Source organism: Streptomyces sp. NBC_00016, from assembly GCF_045040885.1.
Classification (GTDB): Bacteria; Actinomycetota; Actinomycetes; order Streptomycetales; family Streptomycetaceae; genus Streptomyces; species Streptomyces coriariae.
Map to the genome: position 1 here is coordinate 1,316,793 of NZ_CP108304.1, position 13,176 is coordinate 1,329,968.

General features: G+C 72.1%; 8 protein-coding genes. 3 read left to right on the plus strand and 5 right to left on the minus strand.

The window, feature by feature from the left end; genetic code table 11:
* Window positions 1–3 precede the first annotated feature (3 nt).
* From OG933_RS05890 to OG933_RS05905, 4 genes are all read right to left on the minus strand, one after another.
* Window positions 4–1,647, minus strand: coding sequence for an RICIN domain-containing protein (locus OG933_RS05890; RefSeq protein WP_405625735.1), 1,644 nt, complete (start codon window positions 1,645–1,647; stop codon window positions 4–6).
* A 438-nt stretch (window positions 1,648–2,085) separates the two neighbouring features.
* Window positions 2,086–2,463, minus strand: coding sequence for a hypothetical protein (locus OG933_RS05895; protein ID WP_020128970.1), 378 nt, complete (start codon window positions 2,461–2,463; stop codon window positions 2,086–2,088).
* A gap of 3 nt (window positions 2,464–2,466) precedes the next feature.
* The gene (locus OG933_RS05900; RefSeq protein WP_037735240.1) at window positions 2,467–2,712 is read right to left on the minus strand and encodes a hypothetical protein; all 246 of its coding nucleotides are present in this window, start codon (window positions 2,710–2,712) and stop codon (window positions 2,467–2,469) included.
* Window positions 2,713–2,875: 163 nt separating this feature from the next.
* Complete coding sequence (locus OG933_RS05905; protein ID WP_405625738.1) at window positions 2,876–5,116, minus strand: glycoside hydrolase family 9 protein; 2,241 nt, start codon at window positions 5,114–5,116, stop codon at window positions 2,876–2,878.
* 216 nt (window positions 5,117–5,332) lie between these two features.
* Here OG933_RS05905 and OG933_RS05910 point away from each other — a divergent pair, with 216 nt between their 5' ends.
* Window positions 5,333–5,899 carry a cysteine hydrolase family protein gene (locus OG933_RS05910; RefSeq protein WP_362519618.1) on the plus strand — a complete coding sequence of 189 codons (567 nt, stop codon included), beginning with the start codon at window positions 5,333–5,335 and terminating at the stop codon, window positions 5,897–5,899.
* Window positions 5,900–6,031: 132 nt separating this feature from the next.
* On the opposite strand, the gene OG933_RS05915 is transcribed toward OG933_RS05910, so the two are convergent.
* Entirely contained in the window at window positions 6,032–9,118 is a 3,087-nt protein-coding gene (locus OG933_RS05915) for a glycoside hydrolase family 2 TIM barrel-domain containing protein (protein WP_405625739.1), read from the minus strand.
* A gap of 311 nt (window positions 9,119–9,429) precedes the next feature.
* Between OG933_RS05915 and OG933_RS05920 the strand changes: the two genes are divergently transcribed.
* Complete coding sequence (locus tag OG933_RS05920) at window positions 9,430–11,799, plus strand: SpoIIE family protein phosphatase (protein ID WP_362519612.1); 2,370 nt, start codon at window positions 9,430–9,432, stop codon at window positions 11,797–11,799.
* Window positions 11,800–11,871: 72 nt separating this feature from the next.
* A complete protein-coding gene (locus tag OG933_RS05925) occupies window positions 11,872–13,167 on the plus strand; it encodes an arsenic transporter (RefSeq protein ID WP_362520094.1) in 1,296 nt (431 codons plus the stop codon).
* Window positions 13,168–13,176: the final 9 nt, after the last annotated feature.

Genomic DNA, 13,176 nt, shown 5'->3' on the forward strand with positions numbered 1-13,176 from the left:
GCCTCAGGCGGTGCCGTCCGCCAGGTCGACCGGCTGGGCCGACGCCGGCGCGTCCGTGCCGGTGACCGCGAGCGAACCGGGCGTGGCGGAGGCGACGTCGGTGAGCCAGCGCTGGCCGGTGGAGTGGTCGCGGACCTTCACGACCACGTCCGCGCCCGGCTCCTCACCGGCCGGTGCGAGGGCGAGCGCGTCGTCCCAGCGGGGCAGCAACTCGCCCTGCACGGTGAGGTCGTAGCGGACGTCGTCCCCCCGGGCGTCGGTCTCGTCCACGCACGCACCGAGGATGACCACCCCGGCGTCCGCGTGCGAGTCCACGCACAGGCCGGGCCCGGCGACGCTGCGCAACTGTCCGTCGTCGTCGTACGACCACTGCTGGGTCGCGTCGGAGGAGCAGTCCGCCAGTTCGACGGAGGCGCCCGCCCTCGCCTCGCCCCGGACGTCCAGGCAGAGGTCGGCGGCTGCGTTGCGCAGCCTGGTCTGCCGGGGCGCGGTGGGCAGTTGGGCGGTGTCCGGGGCGGTCGGCGAGGCGGTGGCGGCCTGCGAGTCGATGCCGGGGACGCTGCCGCTGGTGGAGGCGGCCGGGTCGGCGCCGCCGTCGTCGGACCACATGCCGGCGGCGAGCAGGGTGGTCAGCAGACCCGCCGAGGCCAGGCCGACACCGGTGAACAGCGCGCGCGGTGAACGGCTCTCCCCCGACGACCGCCGACGGGGCGAGGGGATGCGCGAGAACAGGTTGCCACCCCTGCCGCGGGTGCCTCGGCCGCCACGGCCGCCGTGCCGTGCGGAGCCCTTGATCCGCACGGTCTGCTGCCTGGCGCGGCCGGGGCGGGTGTCGTGGTAGCGGCGGGCGCCCCAGCCGAGCACCGCCTCGGCGAGCAGCACACCGAGGCCGCTCTCGAAGTGGCCGAGCTGTTCGGCGGCGGCACGGCAGTAGCGGCACTCGTCCAGGTGCTTGCGCACGTCCGGCAGGAGGTCGCCGCCGCGGCGGATCGGGACGTCGAGAAGCCGGTTGTAGAAGCGGCAGTCCTTGCTCGGCGCGAGTTCCCGGTGGGCCCGGACGACTCCCTCACGCAGTTTGTCCCGGGCCTGCTCCAGGACCGCGGTCACGGTATCGGTGTCCATACCGAGCAGACCGGCGGCGACGGTGACGTCTTCGGCCTCGACCTCCACATGCCACAGGACGCACCGGGCGACCGCGGGAAGACCCTGGAACGAGCGTTCCGCCAGCACCCGGTTCTCCGGGATCATGGACTTCGCGGCCCGCATCCCCCGGGCGCCGGCCGGCTTGCGCAGCACCGGCAGCACGCCGGACAGTTCCTCGTCCGCGGACCACAGCCGGGCCATGTCCCGCACGGTCACCAGCAGTCGGGGCCGCAGCGCGGTCCCCGGCTCGCCCAGCTTCAGCCGGTCGAGGACCTGGTGGAAGGCACCCGCGGTGACCATGGACGCGACGCTCCCGGAGGAGGCGAGGCAGATGACCGCGTACTCGTGCACCGGCCGCCAGTGCCGGGCGATCAGCAGAGCGGTGGACTGGGCGACCTCGCTGTCCGCGCCGCCGCGTATACCCGCGGCGAGTGACTCGTCGGATTCTCCGGGACCCCCGCCCTGCGGAGGGTAGGGCGGACGAGGAGGCTGAGGGGTGGGCACTGAGCGCATTCCTTTGGTACGTACCTGTCCGGTGCGGCAGGGAGCGTGAATTCGCCTCCGCCGACGAACGCGGGGGGTTTGGTCATGACCCCCCGCACGGGCGGTTCACCTTTGCACAACTGAGTCGCGCACAACAAGGCGACGGCTGAAGCTGCGCCTTGTTGATAAAAAGTCGATAGGCAGGGCCGGCTCGGACCGGGCATCGCGCCTTTCCACGACCTCTGCCGGCCCGGCCGGAATTCGCCCCTGCGCCCCGTGTGAAACACGCGCACGCGGCAGGGCGCCGCGCACTCTCCCGCCGCACCGGCCCGTGCAGTTGGCTGGAACCGGCCACTTCCTCGGAGGCCCCGCGCAGGACGGCGGCTCTCCTGCGCGAAACGGCCGCCGGCCTTGTTCCTCCCGCCCTCGGCCGGCGGCCCTGAACGCTTTGCGCTTTGCCTATATCTGCCAGGACCGCAGCCGGTCCGCCGCGCCGTAGACGTCCGTCTTGCCGTCCAGCAGATCGCGGGCGAGGTCGACGAGCGCGCCGTACGGCGGATCGATACCGACCCCGCTGGTGAACATGTACGCCACCGCCGTCGCGCAGGCGAAGCGGGCGTTGGCCGAGGGCAGGGGCTTGAGCACGGTGAGGGTGTGCAGCAGCGCGGCGGCCCGCCAGGCGGGGTCGGAGTCCACGCCGAGCTTGGGCGGATCGACCCGGTGCCGGGCGACGGCGGCGACCAGCGCCGAGAAGTCGTTGACGGTGGGCTGCTCCGGCAGAACCTCTTCGTGGCGCTGGAGCAGCCAGGGCACGTCGATGTGGATGACGGAGGTCATCGGTCAGGCGACCCGCCCCTCGCCCCGCACGGAGCGTTCGTCCTCGGGGAAGGCGGCGGCGAACTCGTCCGCGTGCGAGGCGAAGAACCTGCGGAAGGCCTCCGCGCCCTCCTGGAGCGCCCGGTGCCGCGCGATGTCGGCGGCGGCCGCCTCCCGCACGAGTGCCTTCATCGACGTACCGCGTTCCTTGGCGATCTGCCGCAGGTCCTCCAGCTCGCGATCGCTGAATTCCACATTGAGGGCTGGCATGCCCTTCACGGTACCGCGCGGGTACTTACTCGTAAATATCCCCAGGTCAAACTGATGACCGCGCGGTACCGGAAGGTGTTCGACCCTGCACACTGCCGATCAGGCAGGGCCTATTGCCGATCCGTTTGCCGATCCGGTGGCCGATCCGGTTGCCGATCCCGTCCTATCCCTGGTCCGCCACAAAGGAGGCCAGTCGGGCCAGCGCCGCGTTCCAGTTGATCGCGGTCTCGTTCGTGGACCAGGACTGGATGTCGTCGATGTAGCAGAACTGGCCCACGCAGCCCTGGAGCTTGCCCTGCGCGTAGGGGTCCTGAATGCTCGAGTTCGCGCCGCCCGCCAGGGTCCCCCGCGGCGGGTCCGGCAGGTTCGGGTCCAGCTGGCGCGCGTACCAGCGGCTGTGCTGGTGGTGGGCGTTCACCTCGCCGTAGCCGGTGACGTACGACAGGTTGAGCGCGTTGCGCCCGAGCACGTAGTCCATGCTCTGGACGGCCCCCGCCCGGTACTTCGAGGCGCCGGTGAGGTCGTAGGCCGTGGCGATGACCACCGCGTTGTTGAGGACCTGGTGGCTGGAACCCCAGTCGTAGCGGTTGCCGTCGGGGGCGTAGGGCATGCCGTACGGCTGTCCGGCCAGCGTGGCGAGATACGTGTCGGCACCCCGCACGACCGATCCGCGGACCTTGTCGCGGCCGGGCAGCCGGTTCGGGACGGTCGCCAGGTCGAGGCGGCCGGCGGCGGCCGTGCGGGACCAGTCGAAGCCGTTGGGGACGAAGATGTCGGCCGTGTGCACCGGGGAGTTCACCACCTTGTCGGCGAACTGCTTCTCCCCCGTGCTGAGGTACAGCTCGGCGGCCGCCCAGTAGAACTCGTCGGTCGCGTCGTCGTCGTTGTAGGCGCCGCCGCCGATGCCGTCGTTCGGGTCGGCGTACACGTCCGGATGCGCGAGGGCCGCCGCGAAGGCCTTGCGCGCGGCCGTCAGCGCCTTCGCCGCGAAGGCCTTGTCGTAGGGCCGGTACAGGCGGGCCGCCTGGGCGGCCGTGGCGGCCAGGTTGAGGGTCGCGGTGGTGGTCGGCGGGTGCAGTTCGCGCTTCTGCGGATCGTCGCCCGGCAGCAGCGGCAGGCCGGTCCACTGCTCGTCGTGGATCTTGTGGTGGGCCATGCCGGCGAGCGGCTGCCCGTCCGGCACCTGCATCTTCAGCAGGAAGTCGAGCTCCCAGCGGGCCTCGTCGAGGATGTCCGGCACCTTGTTGCCGCTCTCCGGGAGGGCGAGCGTTCCGTCGCCGAGAGCGGCCGGGTCGCCGGTGCGGGCGAGCCGGGAACGCTCGTAGGTGCTCAGCAGCTCCCAGGTGGCGATGCCGCCGTTGACGACGTACTTGCCGTGGTCGCCGGCGTCGTACCAGCCGCCGGTGACGTCGAGGGTGTAGTCGCACACCCCGGGCTGACACGGGACCGCGGAGTCGCCCTGGTTGGGGGCCGCGTTCACGTGACCGGCCGCCCTGCCGTACCCGGGCCGCAGGTCGTCCCGTATCGCGATGCCGCTGCGCTGCGTGTAGTAGTACTTGACCGCGTCCAGCCGCAGCCGGTCGTAGTCGGCCGTGCCGATGTCGAAGGGGCGACTGGTCTCGCCGTCGGCGACCAGCGTGAAGCCCGTCCCACGCGTGCGGTAGCCGCCGAAGTCGATGGAGTGGACGTTCTGTCCGGAGGAGACGTCGAGTCCGCGCGGCACGCTCCAGCCGTGCGCGACCGTCGCCCCGGAGCCGTTCTTGAGCTGCCAGGGCAGCTTCGCGCCGGCGTCGGTGACCAGGGTGGCGTTCTTCGGTCCGGCCGGCAGATAGCCGACCTGGTTGACGCGCACGCGTGGCCCGGTGTCGGGCTGGTACACCTCCGGCGGCACCCCGCCCAGCAGCGACACGTCGTCCAGACAGAACCGCCAGGGATCGGCGCTCCCGCCGACCTGGAAGGCGACCTGGCCCTGGGTGCTGTCGACCGGCGAGGTGAACGTGTACGTGTAGGCGTCTCCCGACTCGTTCAGCACCGGGGTCGCCTCGTACCAGGTGTCGTACGGGGAGGCACCGAGGCCCACGATCGCCCGCACCACATGCCCCTCGGGCACCCCGGAGGCGCTGAAGGAGAAGCGGTACGACGACCCCTTCACCAGGGTGATCGCGTCCTGGCCGATGGCGGAGTCCCAACGGTTGACGGTGCCGCCCGGCACGTCCGCGCACAGCCGGCCGTCGCTGAGACCGGCGGTGACGTTGCTGGTCCACCACGGGTCGGCGGAGGTGCCGAAGCCGCCGTTCCTGACCTGTTCGACCTCCTCGGCACCGGCCTGCTGCGCGGGCAGCGCGGTGAGCGCCGCGCCCAGCAGGGCCGCGAGGGACAGCAGGGTGGTTCTGCGTCGTTTCACGTCCGGGCTCCTCGGGGAGGTGCGGGACGCTCCGTACGGGATGCGGGTGCCATCTCGTGGGAGCGCTCCCAGAGCGGGGTCGCAGGACATGGTTGTTGGAGTCATGACACTCCGTCAACGGTCCGGACGAAATGGCTTCGAGGTCGTCGTCAGTGGCGCGTCCTAATGTGGACCGTCCGAGCACCGATCACCCATGACGAGGAACCGGAGTTCTCCATGACCACCCTGCCCGACCGGCCGAACACCGCCCTGCTCGTGATCGACGTCCAGAAGGGCGTGGTGGCGGGCGCGCCCCGGCGCGACGAGGTGATCGCGAACATCCACACCCTGATCGACGCGGCCCGCGCGCAGGACGTGCCGGTCGTCTGGGTACAGCACTCCGACGACGACCTCGAACGGGGCAGCGAGAACTGGGAGTACGTCGAGGAACTGGTCCGCCTCGACGCCGAGCCGCTCGTCCACAAGACCTACCAGGACTCCTTCGAGGCCACCGAGCTGGAGTCGGTGCTCGCGGAGCGCGGGGTGGGCCGGGTCGTCGTCACCGGGGCGCAGACCGACGCGTGCATCCGCTCGACGCTGCACGGCGCCTTCGTGCGGGGATACGACGTGACGCTGGTCGGCGACGCGCACACGACGGAGGACCTGAGCAAGTACGGCGCTCCGGCGCCGGAGCAGGTGATGGCCCACACCAACCTGTACTGGTCGTGGCAGAGCGCACCCGGGCGTGCCGCGGGCACCGTGGACACGGCGAAGGTGACCTTCGAGGCGGCCGACGCGCGCTGAGGCGTCCTGGGCGCGGGGTGACCGGACGGCACCAGCACCGGCCGGCCCGTACCGCCCGGACTGGTCCGGGCGGTACGGGCCGGCCTCTTCAGCCGGTTCAGCCGGTTGCGCTGCTCCGGCCGGGTCGGCCGGTCAGGATTCCAGCTTGGTGATGCGGACCGCTCCTTGGGGTGTGCCGGGTGCGCTGCTGGTCAGGGTCAGCCGCAGCCTGGAGCCGCGGACCGGGTCGAAGGTGAGAGCCGTCGGCGTGTCCGAGGCGGTGGCCCAGTCGACGGTCGCCCCGGTGACCGGCGTATAGCGGTCGCCGTCCCAGACCTCCGCCTCGACCGTCGCGGGCAGGCTGTGCGTGGCGTCGACGGTGAAGGACACCTCCACCCGGTCGAAGTCCCGGGTGCGCCCGTAGTCCACCGAGACCCAGTCCCGCGGCCTGGCCCCGTTGAAGGCGGGCAGCAGGGCGGTGGCCGACTTGGCGAAGGCGTTGGACCAGCCGGTGGCGGGGTCACCGTCCAGCAGGGCGGCGGGCAGTGTGTCCGGACGGCCGGAGTAACTGGCGTCCGCGTAGGGGTGGTTCACCGGCGCCGGCAGGTCGGGAGTGAAGGCGGCGGGCGGTGTGGTCGCCTTCGAGCGGGCGGGCGTGGTGCGCACGGTGGCGGTGCCCTTGCGCAGCCCCTCCACGCGGGCGGTCACCCTCAGGGCGCCGGCCCCGGTGCCGGAGCGCACGATGGCGAGGGCCTTGCCGTGGAAGGCGGTGCGTGTGCTGGCCTGATAGCGCTCGGCGCTCTCCTCGCGCCCGTTGTCGAGACCGGCGAGAGAGCCGCCGCCGACCTCGAAGGAGATGAGGTGCTCGGCGTCGGGCACCACGGTCCCGTGCGCGTCGACCACGTCGGCGGTGACGAAGACCAGTGACCGCCCGTCCGCGGGAAGGGACGTGCGGTCCGGGGTGAGGCGTACGGCATGCGGGGCGCCGGCCGTGCGCAGCACGTCGGTGGCGACCGTCCTGCCGCCCCGGCGGGCCACCGCCTTCAGCTCGCCCGGCCGGTAGGGCACCCGCCATGTCAGATGCAGCTTGCCCGCGCTGCCGTTCGGGCTGGTGTAACTGCCGGGATAGGGGCCGGTGGTGAAGGTCTTGTCGTCGCCGGTGGCCTCGGTGGTCTCCAGGTAGGAACGGCCGTCGACGGTCTTCTTGGTGTCGAACTTCCTTACGCCCAGGGACTTTCCGTTGAGGTAGAGCTCCACGGTGTCGACGTTGGAATAGGCCCACACCTCGACCGTGTCGCCCGCCTCGTGGTTCCAGGTCGTCGGCAGCAGATGGACCATCGGCTCGTCGACCCACTGGCTCCGGAAGAGGTGGTACATGTCCTTCGGGAACCCGGCCGTGTCGACCGCGCCGAAGAAGGACGCCTTCACCGGGAAGACGTTGTACGGGGTGGGTTCACCGATGTAGTCGATGCCGGACCACAGGAACTGACCCGTGAACCACTTCCGGTCGCGGTCCTTCTTGTGCCCGTACTCGCCGCTCATCGTCCAGGAGGCGAGGTTGTTGTCGTAGGAGGAGGTCGCCCGCCTGCCGGGGGTGTGGTTCTCGCCGGTGTTGAGGTGCTCGGGTTCCTGATAGGCGCCGCGGGTCGAGGTCTCCGAGGACGACTCGGACTCGAAGAGGAAGAGGTGCGGGTAGGTCGCGTGCAGGACGTCCACCGACTTGGCGGTGTTGTAGTTCAGGCCGAGGCCGTCCAGCTTGGCGAGCATCAGGTCGGCGGCGGAGCCCTTGGCGGGCGGGGTGCGGTACTTGTCCGAGCCGATGATGAGCGGACGGGTGTCGTCCGCGGCCCTGATCGCGGTGATGATCCGGTCCGCCATGGCGAGACCGGCGGTGGACGTGGAGTCGGTGATCTCGTTGCCGATGGACCACAGCAGGACGGCGGGCGAGTTGCGGGCCGCGAGCACCATCTCGGTGGCGTCCCGCTCGCACCACTCGTCGAAGAACCGCCCGTAGTCGTACCGCGTCTTGCCGGTCTTCCAGCAGTCGAAGGCCTCCACCAGCATCACGATGCCCAGCTCCTCGCAGATCCGGATCATCTCCGGGGACGGCGGGTTGTGGGAGGTGCGGAAGGCGTTGACGCCCATGGACTTCATGATCGTCATCTGTCTGCGGACGGCGTCGACGCTGATCGCGGCGCCGAGCGCGCCGAGGTCGTGGTGCAGGTCGACGCCCTTGATCTTGGCGTGGCTGCCGTTGAGGTGGAATCCCTCGTCCGGGTCGAAGCGGAAGGTGCGGATGCCGAACGGGGTGCGATAGGTGTCGGTGACCCGGCCGGCGACCCGCAGCTCGGTCTCCAGGGTGTAGCGGCGCGGGGTCTCGAAGTCCCATCGCTGCGGGTCGGTCACGGTGAGTTCCTGGGTCTGCGTGGCCCGGTCGGCGACGGCGACCGTGGAGGAGGCGCGGGCGACGGTGCGGCCGTTCGGGGCGAGGACGCGTGAGACGACCTCGACGTCCGCGCCCGCGCCGGACGCGTTCGCCACGGTGGTCGCGACCCGGACGACGGCCCGTTCGTCGGTGACCTCGGGGGTGGTGACGTACGTGCCCCAGCGCTCCACGTGCACCGGTTCGGTGACCACCAGGCGGGCCTCGCGGTAGATGCCGCTGCCGGAGTACCAGCGGCTGCTCGGGAGCCGGTTCTGCACCTTGACCGCGATCACGTTCTCGGTGGTGCCGTCGGTGTGCAGCAGGTCGGTGAGGTCGAAGGCGAAACCGGTGTAGCCGTAGGGGTGGTGGCCGACCTCGGTGCCGTTGCAGTAGACGTACGAGTCCATGTAGACGCCGTCGAACTCGACCGAGATCCGCCGGCCCGCATGGCCGGGCGGCAGGGTGAAGGCGAGGCGGTACCAGCCCAGGCCACCGGGGAAGAAGCCGGTGCCGCTGGTCGTGCCGTTCTGTGTGGTGGGCGTCTGCTCGATGCTCCAGTCGTGCGGGACCGCCACCGCGCGCCAGGTCGAGTCGTCGTAGCCGGGGGCGGCGGCGTCCGCGTACTGCCCGGTCGGGTCGGTGATCCCGCCCGGGTTGGCCAGCGCGAAGCGCCAGCCGTCACGCAGCGCGACCGTGCGGCGGCCGGATGCGCGCACGGCGTCCGCGGCGGCCTGTGCCGCCGGTGTGCCGAGGAGCGCTCCGGCGGCCGGTGCGGCCGCGGACGCGAGAAGGACCGATCTGCGAGTGACCGTCATGGTCGGCTCTCCCTCATCAGGAACCAGAAGTACTCACAACTGATCGTTAACAAACAGAATCTGACGACGGGCCGCTCCTGCCCGTCAAGGGGCCCGACGCGCCCGCCCGCTCCGGCGGCGGACCGGGGCTCCCTCACCCGGGGATCGCGCAGGGATCGCACGGGATCGGCCGGTTTTAGCTCTTGACCCCGACGGGAACTCGCTGTTCAGCCGAGCCCTGGGGGTTCCCGTCCGCCGGGGAGCGGGACACACTAGGCTGGAACGGAAGTGACGTGCCTGTTCACTGTGAGTGTCCGCGATGGAGTGCCGAGATGAGCCCGGAGTATCCGTTCGACGAGGCCGCGACGGCCCGGGCGGTCGTCGACGACTCCGGCGCGCTGATCGGGTGGAACGAGGGCGCCCGGGCCCTGCTGGGCTGGACCCCGGCGGATGTCCTGGGCCGGCCCGCCACGGAACTGCTGGCCGACGGGACACCCGACTTCACCGGTACCCGCTGGGACGGAACGGTCACTTTGCGCCATCGCGACGGCCGCCCGGTCCGGGTGTGGCTGCTCGCCCACCGTCTCCCCGCCCGGGCCGACGACCCGGGGCAGTGGCTCGTCGTCACCCCGCTCGCCGGGGGCGGCGCCGACCCGTCGGACGCTCTCCTCGCCGCGGCGGGCCTCGTCCAGTCCCCCTGCGCCGTGGCCGTCTACGACGAACGGCTGCGACTGCGGCGGCTCAACGACGCGATGCGCGAGGTCATCGGACTGCCCGAGGAACGGGTCCGGGGGCTCCGGCTCGCAGAGATCGGCGGCGGACCACAGAGCACGGAGCTCGAACAGCACATGCTGCAGGTGCTCACCAGCGGCCGGCCGCAGGACGTGCAGACGTACATCCGCACCGGCGGCGAATCGCGGGCCCACGCCTGGCTGGCCCGGATGGCGCCGGTCGTCGACACCGACGGCCGGGTCCGGGGCGTGTGCCTGTCCGCCCACGACTTCACCGAGAACTACCTCGCACGCGAGCGGCTCCAACTGGTCAACGAGGCCAGCGTGCGCATCGGCAGCACCCTCGACGTCATCCGGACGGCTCAGGAACTGGCGGAGGTCTGCGTGCCCGCGCTCGCCGACTTCGTCAGCGTCGACCTGCTCGACCCGCAGGACGGCGGGGAGCTGCCGAGCCGGTTCAGCCCGCCGGTGGGGCTGCGGCGTGCCGCGCACCACTCGGTGCACGCCGGCAGCCCGGAGGCGGTGGCCAAGCCCGGCGAGGTACAGCAGTACCCGACCGGGTCGCCGCAGGCCGACTCGCTGGTCGCGGGACACACCATCATCGGCTCCCTGGCGGGGGGCGGTCTGGACGCCTGGCTCGCCTGGGACCCGGCGCGCGGCGCCCGGGTGCGCGAGCTCGGCATCCACTCCACGATGTCCGTGCCGATCCAGGCGCGCGGCATGACGCTCGGCGTCGCCGTCCTCACCCGGTTCCGCCGGCCGGACCCGTTCACCCCGGACGACGTGCTGCTGGCCGAGGAGATCACGGCCCGGGCCGCCGTCTGCATCGACAACGCCCGCCGGTTCTCCCGCGAGCGTGAGACGGCCCTCGCCCTCCAGCGCAGCCTGCTGCCTCGCTCCCTGCCCCGCACCGCCGCCGTCGACGCCGCCTCCCGTTATCTGCCCGCCGCCCGCGCCGGGGTCGGCGGCGACTGGTTCGACGTGATCCCGCTGTCCGGGATGCGTGTCGCCATGGTCGTCGGGGACGTCCTCGGGCACGGCATCCAGGCCTCGGCCACCATGGGAAGGCTGCGCACCGCCGTGCGCACCCTCGCCGACATCGACCTCGCCCCCGACGAGCTGCTCACCCACCTGGACGACCTGGTCGTCCGGCTGTCGGAGGAGGCCGGCGGCGACGGCGACCCCGGCGAGGTCGGCGCCAGCTGTCTGTACGCGGTGTACGACCCCGTGTCGCGACGCTGCACGCTGGCCCGGGCCGGGCACCCCCCGCCCGTGGTGCTGCGGCCGAACGGCCCGGCCCGCCGGGTCGAGCTGCCTGCCGGTCCCGCGCTGGGCCTGGGCGGGCTGCCCTTCGAGTCGGCCGAGCTGGAGCTCGCCGAGGGCAGCGTGCTCGCCTTCTACACCGACGGCCTCGTGGAGTCCCGCGAGCGGGAGGTGGACTCCGCTCTCCGGCTGCTGAGCGAGACGCTGGCGGCGTACTCGGACTCCCTGGACGAGACCTGCGACCGGATCCTGCACGCCCTGCTCCCGCCCGGCGGCGCCGCCGACGACGTGGCCCTGCTGCTCGCGCGCACCCGGGGCCTGCCCGCCTCCCAGGTCGCGACCTGGGACATCCCCGCCGACCCCTCGCTGGTCGCGCCGATCCGCAAACAAGCGGTCGACCAGCTCTCCCGCTGGGGACTGAGCGAGGCCTCCTTCACCACCGAGCTGGTGGTGAGCGAACTGGTCACCAACGCCATACGCTACGGCGCCCATCCCATCCGGCTCCGGCTGATCCACGACGCGGCCACGCTGATCTGCGAGGTGTCCGACACCAGCCACACCGCCCCGCACCTGCGCCGGGCGAAGACCTGGGACGAGGGCGGCCGCGGTCTGCTGCTGGTCGCCCAGCTCACCCAGCGCTGGGGCAGTCGGCACACCCCGGAGGGCAAGACGATCTGGGCGGAGCTGAGCCTGCTCGACGAGGAGTGAGGCGGCCACCCGGGCGCTTGGCCGGCGCTTTACCCCCGCGTGTTTTCATGGATGGACACCCGGACCAGTCAGATGGGCGGGCATCACCGCACCCCGCTCCCGGAGACACACATCAACTCCCCGCTCGCCGAAACGCTGTCCGTCGTCCTGCTCGCCGCCGCCCTGGGATGGGCGGTGCTGCGCCCCGCCGGGCGGTCCGAGGCGCTTGTCGCCGTCCCCGCCGCCGCACTGGTGATCGCCCTGGGCGCGGTCTCGCCGGAGCACGCGCTGGCGGAGGCCGAGCGGCTCGGACCGGTCGTCGGCTTCCTCGCGGCGGTGCTGGTGCTGGCGCACCTGTGCGACGTCGAGGGTCTCTTCACGGCGTGCGGGGCGTGGATGGCCCGGAAGTCGGCGGGCAGCCCCCGCCGCCTGCTGGTCGCGGTGTTCGTGCTGGCCTCGGTGATCACCGCCGTGCTCAGTCTGGACGCGACCGTGGTGCTGCTGACGCCGGTGGTGTTCGCCACCGCCGCCCGCATGGGCGTGCGCGCCAGGCCGCACGTGTATGCCTGCGCGCACCTGTCGAACACCGCTTCGCTGCTGCTGCCGGTCTCCAACCTCACCAACCTGCTGGCGTTCGAGGCGAGCGGGCTGAGCTTCACCCGGTTCGCCGCCCTGATGGCCTTGCCCTGGGTGGTCGCGATCGGCGCCGAGTACCTGGTCTTCCGGCGTTTCTTCGCCGACGACCTGCCGGCCGCCGAGCCCGCCGCCGACGACGGCCCGGCGCCCGAGCTGCCGCTGTTCGCGCTGATCACGGTCGCCTGCACGCTCGTCGGGTTCGTGGTGGCGTCCGCCGTCGGGATCGAGCCGGCCTGGGCCGCGTTCGCCGGCGCCCTGGTCATGGCCGGTCGCGCGCTGGTGCGGCGACGGGTGACACCGGTCGCCGTGGTGCGGGCCGCCGCGCCGGGGTTCCTGGCGTTCGTGCTGGCGCTCGGCATCGTGGTGCGCGCGGTCGTCGACAACGGACTCGCCGACGCGCTGCGGCAGGTCCTGCCGGACGGCTCGGGCCTGCTCGCCCTGCTCGCGGTCGCCGCGCTGGCCGCCGTCCTGGCCAACCTGATAAACAACCTGCCCGCGGTGCTGGTCCTGGTGCCGCTCGCCGCCCCGGCCGGGACCGGGGCGGTGCTCGCGGTGCTGCTCGGGGTGAACATCGGCCCGAACCTCACCTACGCCGGATCGCTGGCGACGCTGCTGTGGCGACGCGTGGTGCAGGCGCGTGCGGAGCGTGTCGGGCTCGGGGAGTTCACCCGGCTGGGTCTGCTCACGGTGCCGGCCGCGCTGGTCCCGGCCGTCGTGGCGCTGTGGGCCTCGCTCCAGGTGGTCGGCGTCTGACCGCCCGGG